Source organism: Elstera cyanobacteriorum, from assembly GCF_002251735.1.
In the GTDB taxonomy this organism is placed as follows: Bacteria; Pseudomonadota; Alphaproteobacteria; order Elsterales; family Elsteraceae; genus Elstera; species Elstera cyanobacteriorum.
The window spans coordinates 38,165-53,992 of the sequence record NZ_NOXS01000022.1; the positions used below are offsets into that span (position 1 = coordinate 38,165).

Here is a 15,828-nt window from a genome sequence, read left to right on the forward strand (position 1 = left end):
TCAGCGATTGGATTAGAGGCGCGCCTTACAGGGTAAATTCAGGCGGCTCTTGCTCCCGCTCCTCGCCTTCGACCGGCAATTCGGCCGGAATATGCTTGCCCTGGCGGCGCAGGGTATCCAGCACTTCTTGCAAGGCAGCATAGGAACACAGGCCGAGTTGGATTGGGTCGCGCGCTTTGATATTGGAAATATTCCAATGGCTGCGGTCGCGGATCGACGCAATGGTCGTCTTGGTTGTGCCCAGCAGTTTGGAAATCTGGCTATCGGTAATATCGGGATAGTTGCGAACCAGCCAGGCAATCGCATCGGGCTTGTCCTGGCGCTTGGCGATCGGCGTATAGCGGCCGCCCTTGGTGCGCACCGCGGGCTGCGGCAGATTGCTAACCAGCAGCTTCAGCTTGGCCTTGGGGTCCGCTTCGCAGCGCTTGATTTCCTCGTGGGTTAGCTGGCCGTTGATGATCGGATCCAGCCCCTGCATGCTGCCTGCAACCTCGCCGTCGGCGATGGCCTGGATTTCCAAACTATGCAGACCGCAGAAATCGGCAATCTGCTCGAAGGTCAGCGCCGTATTTTCGACGAGCCAGACAGCGGTGGCCTTTGGCATCAACGGCAATGGCATGATCTCTACCCTCTAGAAGCTGCGACGGCCCGCCTTTGGGGGCGGGCCGGGACGATATAGAGTCGTCTATAGCAGGCGGCTTACGCTAAACCCAAGACGATTTTTCCGATAGGGGCACCGCTTTCCAGCATTTCATGGGCGGCGGCCGCCTGATCCAACGGAAATACCCGATAGATTTGGGGGCGGACCAGCCCTTTGTCCACCCACGGCCAAACGGTTTGACGGAGGCCTTCCGCCAAGCGATTTTTGGCAGCAATGCTTTGGGGGCGCAGTGTCGTCCCGGTGATCGTTAAGCGGCGGACCATGACTTTGCGGAAATCCACCTCCGCCACGGCCCCGCCTTGAAAGGCGATGAAGACGATCCGCCCGTCCATCGCGGCACACTCGATATTACGCTGGATATAGGGGCCGCCGACCATATCGAGAATCACGTCCGCGCCGCGCTTGTCAGTGAACGCGCGGGTAGCCTCTACGAAATCCTCGGTTTTATAGTTAATCGCCAGATCGACTCCTAGGGCGCGCGCGGCCTCGGCCTTCTCTGCCGATCCAACGGTAACGATTACCCGGGCGCCATAGGCTTTGGCCATTTGGATAGCCAGCGTACCGATGCCCGATGTGCCGCCGTGGATCAGCAGGGTTTCGCCCGGCTGAAGGCGCCCGCGATCCCAAACATTGCCGTAGACGGTGAAAGCCCCCTCCGGCAGGGCGGCGGCTTCTTCCGGCGATAGGGTTTGCGGCACCGGTAGGCAGTGCCCGGCCGGCGCGGTGACAAACTCGGCATAGCCGCCGCCGGGGGTAAGGGCGCAGACGGTTTCGCCCAGTCGATCGGTCGCGACGCCATCCCCCACGGCAACGATGGTGCCGGAGACTTCGAGCCCCGGCAGCGGGCTCGCGTCGGGGGGCGGCGGATAGGCGCCCTGGCGTTGCAGCAGATCGGGGCGATTGACCCCGGCGGCGGCAACGCGGATGAGCACTTCCCCGGCCTTGGGGTGTGGGACCGGCAGGGTCGTCGGCGTCAATACTTCCGGCCCGCCGGGGGCTTTGATTTCAACGGCGCGCATCGTGGTGGGAAGAGTCACGGGTAAAGCCCTTATCTGAAACGGAATTTCTTGAATGAAGGGGGTCGAGTTTCCCCCGATCCTCGCGTATCATGCCGCTCTGACGACGCTTAGCAAGGGGGCTGACGCATGGATGCCGACGACGACCGCGCGCGCCTGCAGGGGGATCGGCCCGTGTTTTTATCGCCTGCCGCCCTGGAGCGGGCGGGGGTGGAGGAACTGACGGCCTATCGCGATGCCCTGGTGGCGGAAATCGCGCGCGTTGATGCCGAAGTGGTCCGCAAGCGTGACCGGCGCGGTGCTGCCGACGCCTTGTTTAAATTCTAGCGAAAATGGGTGCTGCATGAACCGCGTGGTCCCCCGGTATGTTCCGGCCAATGCCTTTGAAGATAAGTTCGGCTTTCTCGTCACCGCCAAAACGGCTGAGGGCGATCGCGTCTACCTGACGCGTATCGGCAAATGGGGGGGGATTGGCGAGGCACTGTTCTTTCTCGAAACTCTCGACGCCGCCGACACGATGAAGGCGATCAATCAGGAAGACATGCTGGTTGCCGATGGTATCGACCCGGCCTCGGTCACGCTGGTGCGCGTTCACGCCTTTCTGGTGCCGACAACGATCAGCGAGGCGGATTTGCGCCGTAAGCGTAAGGAACAGGCGCTGAAGAAATTGACGGCGGAAGAAATCGAGGCGATTGGCCTTAACCCTGATGGAACGATTCCTGGCAGTGCTGAAAGCCGCCGCGCCAAAGCAACCACCGGGGCCGCCCCGCTGCCGGACGCGCCCTTAGCCGTCACGAGCGACGATATCGGCTAATTTTTTCCCAAGTGTGACGAAAATGAGGCTAAAAGCCTTGACCCCCCGTGCTCAAGCCGGTATCCCTGACGCTGCTTAGGCAAGTTGTATCAGGTGAGGTAAACTGTTTGCAGCCGCCGACCTCGTGTCGTGCGGCTTTTTTTCCGTCCAACCTCGTTCGACCTGTTATCAAACTGCAACATTTTGACCCTATGGGCTTGACCCACTCGCCATCGGTGCAAAATTAGATCACAGTAAGTTAGGGATGCTTATCCGGGCGCACTGCCCGCTGATGGGGAATCCCGTCCAGCGGAACGGGGGGCCTATGGGGACGGTCTTTTTCCGGGGCACCTATGACGAAGCCTTTCAGCTTCTGATTGAGGCGCGCGACTATCTAACCTACTTGGAGCCGACAGAGCGGGCGGCCCTCAGCCTTGATCAGCGACTGGCTGCGAACCGGGAGGCGATGCGCCTCACATCGCGCTTAACGCAGGTGATGGCGTGGCTCATGGTTCGCCGGGCGGTGCAGGAAGGGGAAATCAGCTTCTACGAGGCGTTGCAGAGCGACCGTCGGCTTGACGGCCAGCGCGTCTGCCTGATCCAAATCGAAGACGAGGAAGCCGCCCCTCTGCCCCGGGGACTGCGCGACCTGCTGGGCCGATCCTATCACCTTTATACCCGCGTTGATCGGCTTGATAAGGCGATGGGGCCACCCTTGGCGGGCGAGGCGATGATGACCGCCCATTGACCAAGCCCAAATGAAAAGTGGCCCCGCAGGGCCACTTAACTGGGTGCCAGTCGGCAGGCGGGTTACGCCTTGAGGCCGAGGTTGGCGAAACGCTTGTTGAAGCGGGCAAGCTGCCCCCCGGTGTCCAGCATACGCTGCTGACCGCCGGTCCAGGCCGGATGCGACGTCGGGTCGATTTCCAGGCGCAGCGTGTCCCCGGCCTTCCCGTAGGTCGAGCGGGTCTGATAGGTGTGACCATCCGTCATGATAACGGTGATCGCATGATAGTCGGGGTGAATGTCCTTTTTCATCGACGCTCTCACAACACAGATTGGCCGGGGTCGGCACAGCAAAACTCGTGAAGCGAGGCTTCTACCTGATCAATCCGCCGCTGTCCAGAAGACTCGTGATCTTTATGTGGATATATTGTATCGTAAGGCGATGCAGAGAGTCAGGCGGCATGATTGTCAGTTTTCGGCATAAGGGCCTGGAAGGATTTTACCGCTTGGGATCGCTAAGGGGGATCCAGCCGGTTCATGCCAAACGGTTGCTGATTCTTCTGGCTCTGCTGGACGCGGCTGTGAAGCCGGAGGATCTGAACCAGCCTGGGCTTCGGCTACATGGGTTGAAAGGCAATTTAGCGGGATATTGGTCGGTTTGGGTCGATGCAAACTGGCGGGTGACGTTCCGTTTTATTGGAACGGATGTCGAGCTTGTCGATTATCAAGACTATCATTGAGGGGCCGCACGATGATCCACACCCATCCGCATCCCGGGGAAATTTTGCGGGAAACCGTTTTTGATCCCCTGAACTTATCGGTAACGGAGGCTGCCGGGAGGCTATCGGTATCGCGGGTCGCCTTGTCGCGCGTACTGAATGGTCGGGCGGGGATCAGCGCCGAGTTGGCGATACGGCTGGAAAAAGCCGGGGTCAGCACCGCGCGCTTCTGGGTAACGCTTCAGGCCAATTATGATCTTTGGCGGGCGATGCAGCGCGAGCAGCCGCCGGTGCGGAGCCTTCAGGAGGGGGATCCGGTGGCAGGCTAACGCCGCTTCGTTCGGCAGGCGGGACTTTCTGCCCGGTTGTTGTTCCGGGCCAGGGCTGCTATGACCCCCGGCGGATTTGGGGCGGTTAACGCGGGTATGCCCGCAGCACCGTCCGGCTGCTGAAGGATGAGGGGCGATGCGCCAACCGAGGTCTTTTCCCGCCGCGTCGAATGATGAACGGGCGCGCAGCCGCAGCCTTCGCTCGCTCGGGTTTCTGCTAACGTATCTCAAACCCTATCGGTCGCAGATGGTGGGGGCGGGGTTAGCATTGATCGTCGCGGCCAGCACTGTGCTGGCCCTTGGTTCTGGGTTGCGGCACCTCGTTGATCAAGGCTTCGTCTCGGGAAATGCCGGGCTGCTCGATCAGGCGGTGCTGGTGTTGATGGCCGTTGTGGCGCTGTTGGCGGGGGCGACCTTTGCGCGCTTCTACCTCGTGTCCTGGTTGGGCGAGCGGGTGGTGGCCGATATTCGCCGCGATGTGTTCGCCCGGGCGCTGCGGCTCGACGCGACCTTTTACGACACGGCCCGCACGGCGGAAATCCAATCGCGGCTAACCACCGATACGGCCATTATCGAAGGGGTTGTCGGTTCCTCCTTCTCTATCGCCCTGCGGAATTTCCTTCTGTTCATCGGCGGCTCGGTGATGCTGCTGATCACCAGCGCTAAGCTGACCGGGCTTGTCTTTCTCGTTGTGCCGCTGGTGGTCGTGCCGATCATCGTCATCGGACGGCGGGTGCGGGCGCTCTCCCGCGTCGCGCAGGACGAGGTGGCGGCGGTTGGTGTGCAAATCTCCGAAGCGCTGCAAGGCGTGCGTACGGTGCAGGCGTTCACCCATGAGGCGATGGAGCAGCGGCAGTTCGAAGGGCGTATCCAGACCGCCTTCAATGCCGCCCGGCAGCGGATTAAGGCGCGGGCCTGGCTGACGGCCATTGTTATCCTGCTCGTCTTCGGCGCCATCAGTATCATTCTGTGGATCGGCGGGCGGGACGTGCTAACCGGCGCGCTCTCCCCTGGTGATCTGTCGGCCTTCGTTTTTTATGCGGCTGTGGTTGCCGGCGCTGTCGGCGCGATTTCCGAAGTGATCGGCGATCTGCAACGGGCGGCGGGGGCATCGGAACGGCTGATCGAATTGGCGACGATTGTCCCCGCCATCCAGGCGCCTGCTCAGCCGGTATCGCTTGGCCAGCCCGTGCGCGGCGCGGTGCGCTTTGATGGCGTCTCCTTCCGCTATCCGACCCGCCCAGACCGGGTGGCGCTCGACGCGGTCAGCTTCGCAGTGGCCCCCGGCGAGCGGGTGGCCCTGGTCGGGCCGAGTGGTGCCGGGAAGACGACGGTGTTTCAACTGCTGTTGCGCTTCTACGATCCCGCCAGCGGTACGATCTGCTTTGACGATCAGCCGCTTACCGCGGTCGACCCTGCCGACTTACGTGGCGCGATGGCGATTGTGGCGCAGGAGCCAGTGATTTTCGCCGGAACCGTCGCGGAAAATATCCGCTATGGCCGCCCTGATGCCTCGGACGGCGACCTGCGCGCGGCAGCAGAGGCCGCTTTCGCGCTAGAGTTTATCGAGAAGCTGCCGCAAGGCTTCGATACGCCCTTGGGCGAGCGCGGCATGCGCTTGTCCGGCGGCCAACGCCAGCGCCTCGCCATCGCCCGCGCCATTCTGCGGCAACCAGCGCTGCTGCTGCTGGACGAGGCAACCAGCGCGCTCGATGCCGAATCGGAACGGGCCGTGCAGCAGGCGCTCGATGGGCTGATGCAGGGGCGGACCACGCTGGTCATCGCCCATCGCCTCGCCACCATCGTCGGCTGTGACCGTATTCTCGTGATGGATCAGGGCCGCATTGTTGAAAGCGGCACGCACGACGCGCTGGTGGCGCAAGGCGGGCTTTATGCCCATCTCGCAGCCCTGCAGTTCGGGGCGGGGGACAGCGCCTAAAGAAGAAGGGGCCGCCGCAGCGACCCCTTTTGCTATTCCGCCGGTGCGGGCGGTGGTACCGGTTCGGTCGGAACGCTGGGCTTGCGGCTCAGCCATTCCGATAGTTTCTCGAAATAGACGTACACCACTGGGGTGATGTAGAGCGTGAGCAACTGCGATACCAGCAGGCCACCGACCACCGAAACCCCCAGCGGCTGCCGCAGTTCCGCCCCGGCGCCATGCCCGACGGCGATGGGCAAGACGCCCATAATGGCGGCGAAGGTCGTCATCATGATTGGGCGGAAGCGGATGACGCAGGCTTCGTAGATACTCTTTTCTGCGTCTGTCTCGCCCTCGCGTTTCCGCTCTAGGGCGAAGTCGATCATCATGATCGCATTCTTCTTCACGATCCCGATCAACATGATGATGCCGATGATGGCGATCACCGACAGGTCCATCCCGAAAGCTTGCAACGTCAGCAGCGCCCCCAGGGCGGCGGAGGGCAGGCCCGAGAGAATGGTGATCGGGTGAATGAAGCTTTCATACAGAACGCCAAGGATGATGTAGACCGCCAGCACGGCCACCAGCAGCAGCATGCCCTGGCCGCGTTCGGCGTCTTCGAACACTTTGGCGGAGCCTTGGAAAGCACTGGAAATCGTCACGGGCAAGCCCAGGCGATGTTCCATATCCTTAATCGCGGCCACAACCTGCCCCAGGGGCACCCCTTCGGATAGCGAGAAGGAGAGGGTGACGGAGGCAAGCTGCCCCTGGTGATTGACCGACAGCGGCCCGACCGAGCGGTTAACGCTGGCGAAGGTCTCAAGCGGGATCAGCGTGCCGTTGGCGGCGCGGACATAGACGGCGTTGAGGCCGTTCATGCTACTTTGGAACTTCGGATCGGCCTCTAGGATCACCGCATAGTCATTCACCGGCGTGAAGATCGTCGAGGCTTGGCGGGTCCCGAAGTAGCTATACAGCGTCGTGCGCAGCGTATCGATGCTCACGCCTAAAGTGGCGGCCTTGTCGCGGTCGATGTCGATCATGGCCTGCGGCGAGCGGATGCGCAGATCGGACGAAACATCCTGCACACCTTGGATACGCCGCAGTTCCCCTTCCAGGCGCGGCGCCCAGGCGAAAAGCTCGGTCGTATCGACGCCCTGCAGCGTATATTGATAGGCAAGGTTGGACTGCCGCCCGCCGATACGTAGGTTCTGCACCGGGTTTACGAAGGCATTGATGCCGGGCACCGCCTGCATCTTTGTCCGCAGCCGGTTGGCGATGGTCTTGATCTCGCGAACCGTGCGCTGATCCTTCGGTTTGATCTCGACGAACATCTGCCCGGTATTGCCGCCGCGCGACCCGAAGCCGCCCGCGACCGAATTGACCGTGACGACATCGGGATCGGCGGCGACGATGGCGGCCAACTGCTGCTGCTTTTCCGCCATGGCCGGGAAGGCGGTATCCTGATTGGCCTCGGTGAAAATCGTCAGCAGGCTATTGTCTTCTTCAGGGAAGAAGCCGCGCGGCATCTGGCGGAATTCATGGGCGGTATAAAGGGTTAGGGCAATGGTGAACAGCAGCGTGGCGAACTTATAGCGCAGCACGGCACGCAGGGTGACATCATACCCGCGCTGCATCGCCATGAAGCCGCCTTCGAGAATACGGCCGAACAGATTTTCCCGTTCTTCCCCATGATGGGGCCGCAGCAGGCGCGAGCACATCATCGGCGTCAGCGTCAGCGAGACGAAGCCCGATACCAGAATCGCCATGCTGATCGTCACCGCGAATTCGAAGAACACGCGCCCGACGACGCCGCCCATGAACAGCACCGGAATGAAGACGGAAATCAGCGACAGGGTAATAGAGATGATGGTGAAGCCGATTTCGCGGCTGCCCTTCAACGACGCCTCCATCGGCGACAGGCCTTTTTCCGTGTAGCGGACGATATTTTCCAGCATCACGATCGCGTCATCGACGACGAAGCCGACCGCCAGAGTTAGCGCCATCAACGAGATATTGTTGAGGCTAAAACCGCAAAGATACATACCGCCGAACGTACCAATGATCGACATTGGCAGCGCCAGCGATGGGATCAATGTTGCCGAAATCTTGCGTAAGAATAAAAAGATGGTCAGAACGACCAAGCCCACAGTCAGAACGAAGGTGAATTGCACATCAGCAATCGAGTCGCGGATTGAGATGGATCGGTCGTTAAGAACTGAAATATTGACCGAGGGCGGAATCTGAGCGCGGAATACTGGGATCAGCGCCTTGACGGCATCGACAACCTCGATCGTATTGGCCCCCGGTTGGCGTTGGATCGCGAGGGTGATGGAGCGGGTGCCATTGTACCAGCTCGCCACCCGGTCGTTTTGTACCGAGTCGATGATCGTGGCTATATCACTCAGGCGCACTGGGGCGCCGTTGCGGTACGTCACGATCAGGGGGCCAAAGTCCTTCGCCGTTTCCGGCTGGCCGCTGGTCTTCAAGATCAGCGTCTGTTTGTCGCCGTTGAGGCTGCCGACCGGCGTCGTCGAGGTGGACGACACCAACGTGCGCTGCACATCGTCGATGCTAATGCCCAGCGAGGCCATCAACTGCGGGTTTACCTGCACGCGCACGGCGTACTTTTGGCCGCCGAAAATATTGACCTGCGATACACCCGTGAGGGTCGAGAGCCGCTGTGCCATCAAGGTTTCGGCGTAATCATGCACTTGGCTGAGCGGCAGGACGGAGGAGGAGACGGCGACGAACAGGATGGGATCATCCGCCGGATTGACCTTGCGGAACGACGGCGGGTTGGGGATTTCACGTGGTAGGCGGCGGGTGGCGACCGATAGGGCCGACTGCACATCCAAGGCCGCCGCATCGATATTGCGGTTCAAATCGAACTCCAGCACCACCTGCGTATTGCCGAGCGTGCTGGTGGAGGTGATGGAGGTAATGCCGGAGATATTGGAGAATTCCCGCTCCAACGGCGTTGCCACCGATGCGCCCATCGTCTCCGGGCTGGCCCCCGGCAGGCTGGCGGTCACGACAATGGTGGGGAAATCCACCTTCGGCAAGGCAGCCACCGGCATTTGCTTATAGCCTGCTACCCCCATGATACACAGCGCCGCCATCAGCAGCACTGTCATGACCGGGCGCCGGATGCAGAGTTCGGACAGGTTCATCGACGGCTCCTGCGGGTTAGCTGCGGGCGGGCGGCTGTTGGGCGGTGGTGGCGGCCCCCGATTGGGCGGCGGGAGCTTGGCCGCCGCCGGGGCGATTGCCGCGCGGGGCGGTGGCGTTCGGGTCACGGATCTCGACGCGGGTGCCGTTGGTCAGGCGCAACTGCCCATCGGTTACAACGATTTCACCCGGCTTCAGCCCCTTGGCGATGACGCTGCGGGCGCCGACCGTGCGGGCAACGGTAATCGGGCGTAACTCGGCCTGCTTGGCCTCCGGCGCCCCTTCGGCGGGCGCGACGATGTAGACGAACTGCCCCTGCTGCCCGGTCTGGATGGCGGCGGTCGGGACGCTAATGGCATTGGCTTCGACGCCAAGGCGCACGACCAGCGGCGCGAACATCCCCGGCCACAGTGCACTATCCTGATTAACGAAGGTCGCCTTGGCCTGGAAGGTGCCGGTCGTCTGATCGATGGTATTGTCGTAGAAGGTCACTTCGCCGCTCACGGTCAACTCGGGCCGGTCGGGGATTTGCGCGGTCACAGCGACTTTGCCGGTCTTCATCGCGTCCCGGAGTTCCGAGAAATGCTTCTGCGGGACCGAGAACAGCACATTGATCGGGCGTAACTTGCGGATAGTGACCAGCGAGTTTGTGTCATTCGCCTTCACCAGGTTGCCCTTGGTCAGCTTGATTTCCCCAGCGCGCCCGCTGATCGGGGCGGTGATCTTGGTATAACCGAGGCTGACGCGCAGCGCTTCGATCTGTGCTTGGCTGGCTTTAATCGATTGATCGGCGGTGGTTGCGGCGGTGCGGGCGGTATCCAGGGCGGATTGGGAGGCGATGTTACTGGCGACCAGCGCGGTTTGCCGGTCCAGTGTGCGTTTGGCGTTGGTCGAGAGCGCTTGATCGCGCTGCAAATTGGCTTCCGCCTGTCGTAACTGCGCTTCAATCGACCGGCTGTCGAGCGTGAAGAGCAGATCGCCTTCCTTCACCTCCTGCCCATCGGTGATATGAACGTCGAGGATAATGCCGTCGATCCGCGCTTTAACGCCGACCACTTCGGTCGCTTGGACGGAGCCGATGGCGGTGATTTCCACCGGTTGCGGCCCTTGTTCGGCGGGGCTGGCAAAAACCGGTTGCGGCGGGCGGGCGCCGCCGCGGCCCTGCCCGGCGGCAGGCGCCTCGCTTTGGGCCGTGCCGACCTGGGCCTGAACCCAGCCGCGCACCTGCGGCGATTGCCATCCGACAATTCCGCCGATCACCAGTACCGCGCCCGCGCCCAACCAGCCAATTTTCGCCCGCATGAGAACCCCATCCCGCTCAGGACCGCCCTTGAAAAATGACAGCGGTCAGACTACGCCTGACAATATATAGGACTCGGGGGGCTTGCCCATCCCCGCAGAGAGTGTGCATCGCAAAAAAAAGAACCCCGCCCGTTTTTGCGAGCAGGGCAGGGTTGAGGTCGCAATCTCTTGCGAGGGGTCTAGGATAGGAAAGATGCAGATTATGGCTTTCCTAAGGCGTTATGCGCGCCGCTATCATCTCGGGATTGCATCGGCTTTTCTGACAGTTTTATTGCTAACGGCCTGCGAGAAAGAGCCGCGCGATTTGCTGGCCGCTTGTACCGATTTGGTGGCGGCTTTCGAACCCGCCGATAGGCCTGTAACGCGCGGCGTGCCGCAGGTAGTTGGCCCGCTGTCGGTGCGGATCGAATTTTCCTGGGGGGCGGGGGAGCGGGACGCATTGACCTGCCATTTCGCCGCCCGGGCGCAAGCGCTGGAGACCCCGCCGCTGCGGGCGGTCGAAACCCTGCGGCGCGGGGCACTGAGCGACCGGGAACTGATGGTGCTCGATCTCTGGGCGCGACTACCGGGGGCGGGGCCGACACTCTACCAACCCGGGCAAGTGTGGGAAAAACAGGCGCTTAGCGGTACGGCCTATTTCGTTCAGCAGATGCTCAATGCCCTCTCGGTCGGCAGTCTCTATGCCTTGATCGCAGTTGGCTACGCGCTGATCTTCAGTTTGTTGGAAATCGTGAATTTCGCCTTTGGGGAGCTGGCGATGGTCGGCTCCATCCTGGCAGTTATCGTGATCCTTCTCCTGGGCGGGGCGGGCGTGGACAGCGCCTGGGTGTTGCTGCCCGCCGCCGTCATGGCTGTGCTCGCCTATGGCGGTGTGCTGGGCGCGGTGATCGACCGTAGCGTCTACCGACCGCTTGGGCGCGACAGCCGCTTAACGCCGCTTGTCGCCGCCATCGGCCTCGCCCTCGTGGTGCAGAACAGCGTGCTGCTCGCCCAAGGCGCCCGCAGCAAATATCTACCGCCGCTGATCGGCGGCGGTTGGACGCTGCATTTGGGCGAGTCCACCGTCCGTTTTAGCTTCAATCAACTTACGCTGATGCTGCTGACCCTCTGTGTCGGGATCGCCTTGCATTATTCCGTGCAGCGCACGCGCTTTGGCCGCGATCTGCGCGCCTGCGCCGCCGATCCGAAAATGGCGGCACTGTTGGGGGTGCCGGTCGATAAGGTCATCGCCCGCGCCTTTATGCTCTCGACGGCGCTGGCGGGACTGGGCGGCCTCGTTTCGGTCGTTTATTACGGCCAGACTGACCATAGCATCGGCCTTGCCCTGGGGTTCAAAGCGCTGACCGGCGCTATTCTCGGCGGTATCGGCAGCTTGACCGGGGCGATGGCGGGCGCTTTGCTGGTCGGGTTGGTGGAAATTCTCTTTGCTGGCTTCGTGTCGAACGAAATGCGCGATCTCGCCGTCTTCGTCCTGCTCGTCGGTGGGTTGATCGTGCGGCCAACGGGCGTATTTGGCACTAAAAACGAGACAAGCTCATGACCGACACGCCGCCCACCTGCACCACGCTCTATAATGGCTCCTGCCCGGTCTGCCGGGTGGAAATCGACCATTACCGCCGGATCGATGGCGCGGCGGGCCTCGGCCTCGGGTGGGTCGATATCGCCGCCGACCCGGCCGAGGCGCAGGCGCGTGGTTTCGATCCCATCGCGGTACGTAAGCGTCTGCATGTATTGGATGCCGAGGGGCGGGTGCATATCGGCATCGACGCTTTCTTGCTGCTCTGGTCGCACCTGCCGCGCTACCGCTGGCTCGGGCGGATCATCGGCGCGCGGGGGATCAAGCCGGTGGCGGTGTTTCTCTATGATCGCGCGCTGGCGCCGCTGCTGTTTGCTTGGGACCGGCGGCGGCATAGGTAGCGCTTCATCAAAAGAAACCCGCCCATCAGCAGGGGGGCACTATTGACGGCATAGGCTAAGATCGCGCTTGGACCGTCGAGTTTCAGCAGGAAAAGCGTGTTTCCACCAGCATAGAGATAAGGCGCGTAAACCGTCATGCCGATTAGCATCAGAGCGGTATCAAAGAGCGAGACCATAGGCTCCCCGGCTCGGGCGCGCTTGATCGTCTGATAGAGCCCCCACCATCCGGCACCGCCAAAAACAAGGATAGGAAAAAGTAGATTAGCGTTAATCCCAAAAACGCCCATTGAATGAGTAGAAATAAAATCAGAACTCATAAAAAAACTCTATTGCGGTGAGGGTGAATTTTTTCATCAAACCTCAATATCCTCTGTTGATTTATAATATACCTCTATCTATTATTCTTGATCCGTAACAAAGAAATATGTCCAGGCGAATAGGTATTTCCCTCGCATCGATCATATCAGACTGATGGTGAGATTTTTTCAGGATCAGGTTCTATATCCACTGCTATTTTTCCGTAGTCAGTAGATGGCGTAAATTTGTCCATAAGGCGATATATAATTAGGAAAACTGTAAAACAAATTGGACTTAAAGCAATATAATTTACCATGAAGCCAGAGAAAAATGCACCAGTCTCTTCGCCAAAAAGTAAATTATTCATCTTCGTAAAAAAATAAAAATTTGAAACTATTCCTAATAATATCATTATTTTTAATGATTTTGATTTTATTAAATATTCTTTTGTTGTGAATATTAATCTCGTAAGTCCAATCCATCCTAAAAGTCCAATTGTATATGTTAATAGAAATATAATAAAATTACCATCCAGTTTTGATTTCATGATCATCGCCGCCAGAAATAAAATTCCGTACAAATATATGGCGGCAATGACCCCCGGTGCGCTGAAAATAAGAAATATATACATTATGAAACGAATGAGCATTTTGGCATCGCTAAAAGTGTGTGACTGGATGACGCCCTTGAAAGGCATTTTTCTCTCCACCCTAGCCCAAACCGCCATCCGCTGCTATACCGCCCGGCATGAGCACGATCACACGTTTTGCCCCGTCGCCCACGGGGATGCTGCATATCGGCGGGGCGCGCACGGCCCTGTTCACCATCCTCTATGCCCGTCACACGGGGGGGAAGGCGCTGCTGCGCATCGACGATACCGACCGCGAGCGCTCGACCGACGCGGCGGTGCAGGCGATTTTCGAAGGGCTGGACTGGCTGGGCCTGACGTTTGACGGCGAACCGACCTTCCAGCACACGCGCCTCGCCCGGCATATCGAGGTTGCCGAGCAGTTGCTGGCGGCGGGTAAGGCCTACCGCTGCTATGCGACGGCGGAAGAGCTGGAAGAAATGCGCAAATCGGCTGCCCGGCGCGGCCTGCCGCCGCGCTACGATGGCCGCTGGCGCGACCGCGACCCGAGCGAAGCGCCCGAAGGTGCAACCTTCGTCATCCGCCTCAAAGCACCGCGCACCGGCAGCACGATTATCCCCGATCGGGTGCACGGTACGATCACCTTTGCCAACAGCGATCTTGACGATTTCGTGCTGCTGCGGGCCGATGGGTCGCCGACCTATATGCTCTCCACCGTTGTGGACGATATCGACATGGGCGTGACCCATGTGATTCGCGGCGACGATCATATGACCAACGCCGCCCGTCAGGCGCAGATTTACGATGCGCTGGGCGCGGCACGGCCGGTCTATGCCCATATTCCGCTTATTCATGGGCCAGACGGGCAGAAACTTTCCAAGCGCCACGGCGCGGTCGGCATCGGCGAGTACCGCGATCAGGGCTATTTGCCGGAAGCGGTTCTGTCGTACCTGATGGGTCTCGGTTGGGCGTCGGGGCTAGAGCATCCGACGATCGAAACCGCCGCGCCGCACTTCGACCTGACCCACCTGGGCAAAGGCCCGGCGCGTTTGGATATGGATGCGCTGGTGTCGGCCAACTTCCATTTCATGAAACATGCCGACGATGCCCGCCTCGCCGCGCTGATCCTGCCGCACCTCGGCCGCGCCGCCGACGATCCGGCAAAGACGCTGCTGACGGCGGCCATGCCGGGGCTGAAGGAGCGGGCGAAGACCGTTCCCCATCTCGCCGAAACCGCCGCCTTCTACCTCGCCGCCCGCCCAATTCCGGTGGAGGAGGGGGCGCAAGCGCTGCTGACCGACGAAACGAAACCGCGCATCCGCGCGGTTTATGAGGCCTTGCAGGCGCAAGAGGATTGGTCGCACGAGGCGCTGGCGGCTTTGGTAAAAGCCCAGGCCAAAGTGCTCGATTTGCCGTTCGCCAAGCTCGGCCAGCCGCTGCGCGCCGCCCTGACCGGACGCACCAACTCCCCCGGTGTGGCGGAGGTGATGGCCCTGCTCGGGCGGGAAGAAAGCCTGGGACGGCTGGCGGACGCGCTCGCCTAGTCTGGGGCTGTGCCCCAGACTCCCCTCATTTGAGGCTACGGCCCGCCGTGGGCCTTCGACCAAGCGTCGGGATCGGCCAGGAAGCTGCGGACTTCCACCATATCGGCGGCCGACGTGCGCTTGTCGATATCGGCCACTTCCAGCACCTCTTTCCAGGTGGAGAGGTAATGCAGGGTGACCCCGAGGTCGTCCAACACCTTTAGCCCGCCGCCGAAGGCCGCGTAGAAGAAAACCACCAACGTATGGTCGCACTGGGCGCCCGCTTCGCGCAGGGCGTTGATGAAGGTAACCTTGCTGCCGCCTTGGCTGGCGAGGTCTTCGACCAGCAGAACGCGGTCGCCATCCTTAAAGCTGCCTTCGATCTGGGCGTTGCGCCCGAAGCCCTTGGGCTTTTTGCGCACATAGAGCATCGGTAGGCCCAGCCGATCGGCGATCCAGGCGGCATAGGGAATGCCCGCCGTCTCCCCGCCTGCCACCGCATCGATCCGCTCATAGCCGATGCCTTCGGAAATCTTCTGCACGGCAAAGTCGATCACGGCTTTGCGGGCGCGTGGGAAGCCGATGATCTTGCGGCAATCGACATAGACCGGGCTAAGCGTGCCCGAGGTGAAGGTGAAGGGCTGCTGCGGGCGGATATGCACCGCCTCGATTTCCAGCAGCAGGCGGGCGACGGCTTGGGCGGGCGTAAGCGACATGGAACCCCCGGGGCTAAGGCGCAAAAGATGGGCGGGTGATAAAGCGCGGGCGCGCCGCTGTCCAGTCCTACAGGCGGGGCGCGGGATTCGCTTGCACCGGGCGCAGGCTTCTGATTTCTCATAGCCTAAGGGGCTGGGGAGAAGGGAAAGC

At 61.0% G+C, this 15,828-nt stretch carries 17 protein-coding genes; 9 read left to right on the plus strand and 8 right to left on the minus strand.

Annotated features, from left to right (window positions below; genetic code table 11):
• Positions 1-25: 25 nt before the first annotated feature.
• Together CHR90_RS02050 and CHR90_RS02055 are read right to left on the minus strand one after the other, a co-directional pair.
• On the minus strand, positions 26-619 hold the full coding sequence (locus tag CHR90_RS02050; protein WP_170941259.1) for a DUF1013 domain-containing protein: 594 nt from the start codon (positions 617-619) through the stop codon (positions 26-28).
• Positions 620-699: 80 nt separating this feature from the next.
• Positions 700-1,680: an NAD(P)H-quinone oxidoreductase gene (locus CHR90_RS02055; protein ID WP_094407230.1), complete on the minus strand. Its 981-nt coding sequence runs from the start codon at positions 1,678-1,680 to the stop codon at positions 700-702.
• Between the two features lie 126 nt (positions 1,681-1,806).
• Here CHR90_RS02055 and CHR90_RS02060 point away from each other — a divergent pair, with 126 nt between their 5' ends.
• The 3 genes from CHR90_RS02060 to CHR90_RS02070 all read left to right on the plus strand — a co-directional run bounded on the left by CHR90_RS02060 (position 1,807) and on the right by CHR90_RS02070 (position 3,218).
• A complete protein-coding gene (locus tag CHR90_RS02060; RefSeq protein ID WP_094407232.1) occupies positions 1,807-2,004 on the plus strand; it encodes a DUF1192 domain-containing protein in 198 nt (65 codons plus the stop codon).
• Between the two features lie 16 nt (positions 2,005-2,020).
• Entirely contained in the window at positions 2,021-2,491 is a 471-nt protein-coding gene (locus CHR90_RS02065; protein WP_094407234.1) for a hypothetical protein, read from the plus strand.
• 304 nt (positions 2,492-2,795) lie between these two features.
• Positions 2,796-3,218: a DUF1465 family protein gene (locus CHR90_RS02070; protein WP_094407236.1), complete on the plus strand. Its 423-nt coding sequence runs from the start codon at positions 2,796-2,798 to the stop codon at positions 3,216-3,218.
• A gap of 62 nt (positions 3,219-3,280) precedes the next feature.
• Here CHR90_RS02070 and rpmE read toward each other — a convergent pair whose 3' ends face one another.
• Positions 3,281-3,508, minus strand: coding sequence for a 50S ribosomal protein L31 (gene rpmE, locus CHR90_RS02075; RefSeq protein WP_094407238.1), 228 nt, complete (start codon positions 3,506-3,508; stop codon positions 3,281-3,283).
• 149 nt (positions 3,509-3,657) lie between these two features.
• On the opposite strand from rpmE, the gene CHR90_RS02080 reads away from it, so the two are divergent.
• From CHR90_RS02080 to CHR90_RS02090, 3 genes are all read left to right on the plus strand, one after another.
• Entirely contained in the window at positions 3,658-3,936 is a 279-nt protein-coding gene (locus CHR90_RS02080; RefSeq protein WP_094407240.1) for a type II toxin-antitoxin system RelE/ParE family toxin, read from the plus strand.
• Positions 3,937-3,947: 11 nt separating this feature from the next.
• Positions 3,948-4,244 carry a HigA family addiction module antitoxin gene (locus CHR90_RS02085; RefSeq protein WP_094407242.1) on the plus strand — a complete coding sequence of 99 codons (297 nt, stop codon included), beginning with the start codon at positions 3,948-3,950 and terminating at the stop codon, positions 4,242-4,244.
• Positions 4,245-4,380: 136 nt separating this feature from the next.
• Complete coding sequence (locus CHR90_RS02090) at positions 4,381-6,183, plus strand: ABC transporter transmembrane domain-containing protein (protein ID WP_094407244.1); 1,803 nt, start codon at positions 4,381-4,383, stop codon at positions 6,181-6,183.
• Positions 6,184-6,215: 32 nt separating this feature from the next.
• Here the strand turns inward: CHR90_RS02090 and CHR90_RS02095 are convergent, their stop codons facing one another.
• Positions 6,216-9,335, minus strand: a complete 3,120-nt coding sequence (locus tag CHR90_RS02095; protein ID WP_094407246.1) for an efflux RND transporter permease subunit — start codon at positions 9,333-9,335, stop codon at positions 6,216-6,218.
• 16 nt (positions 9,336-9,351) lie between these two features.
• On the minus strand, positions 9,352-10,635 hold the full coding sequence (locus tag CHR90_RS02100; RefSeq protein ID WP_094407248.1) for an efflux RND transporter periplasmic adaptor subunit: 1,284 nt from the start codon (positions 10,633-10,635) through the stop codon (positions 9,352-9,354).
• Positions 10,636-10,828: 193 nt separating this feature from the next.
• On the opposite strand from CHR90_RS02100, the gene CHR90_RS02105 reads away from it, so the two are divergent.
• Both CHR90_RS02105 and CHR90_RS02110 read left to right on the plus strand, forming a co-directional pair.
• Positions 10,829-12,175, plus strand: coding sequence for a branched-chain amino acid ABC transporter permease (locus CHR90_RS02105; RefSeq protein WP_094407249.1), 1,347 nt, complete (start codon positions 10,829-10,831; stop codon positions 12,173-12,175).
• Positions 12,172-12,552: a thiol-disulfide oxidoreductase DCC family protein gene (locus CHR90_RS02110; RefSeq protein WP_094407251.1), complete on the plus strand. Its 381-nt coding sequence runs from the start codon at positions 12,172-12,174 to the stop codon at positions 12,550-12,552. Before CHR90_RS02105 ends, CHR90_RS02110 begins: the two co-directional genes overlap by 4 nt.
• Here the strand turns inward: CHR90_RS02110 and CHR90_RS19085 are convergent.
• Together CHR90_RS19085 and CHR90_RS19090 are read right to left on the minus strand one after the other, a co-directional pair.
• Positions 12,495-12,869, minus strand: a complete 375-nt coding sequence (locus CHR90_RS19085; RefSeq protein ID WP_141210850.1) for a hypothetical protein — start codon at positions 12,867-12,869, stop codon at positions 12,495-12,497. The two genes, CHR90_RS02110 and CHR90_RS19085, sit on opposite strands and share 58 nt — an antisense overlap.
• A gap of 146 nt (positions 12,870-13,015) precedes the next feature.
• The gene (locus tag CHR90_RS19090) at positions 13,016-13,576 is read right to left on the minus strand and encodes a hypothetical protein (RefSeq protein WP_141210851.1); all 561 of its coding nucleotides are present in this window, start codon (positions 13,574-13,576) and stop codon (positions 13,016-13,018) included.
• 20 nt (positions 13,577-13,596) lie between these two features.
• Between CHR90_RS19090 and gltX the strand changes: the two genes are divergently transcribed.
• The gene (gene gltX / locus CHR90_RS02115; RefSeq protein ID WP_094407253.1) at positions 13,597-14,982 is read left to right on the plus strand and encodes a glutamate--tRNA ligase; all 1,386 of its coding nucleotides are present in this window, start codon (positions 13,597-13,599) and stop codon (positions 14,980-14,982) included.
• Between the two features lie 35 nt (positions 14,983-15,017).
• Here gltX and CHR90_RS02120 read toward each other — a convergent pair whose 3' ends face one another.
• Positions 15,018-15,677 carry an orotate phosphoribosyltransferase gene (locus tag CHR90_RS02120; RefSeq protein ID WP_094407255.1) on the minus strand — a complete coding sequence of 220 codons (660 nt, stop codon included), beginning with the start codon at positions 15,675-15,677 and terminating at the stop codon, positions 15,018-15,020.
• Positions 15,678-15,828 lie beyond the last annotated feature (151 nt).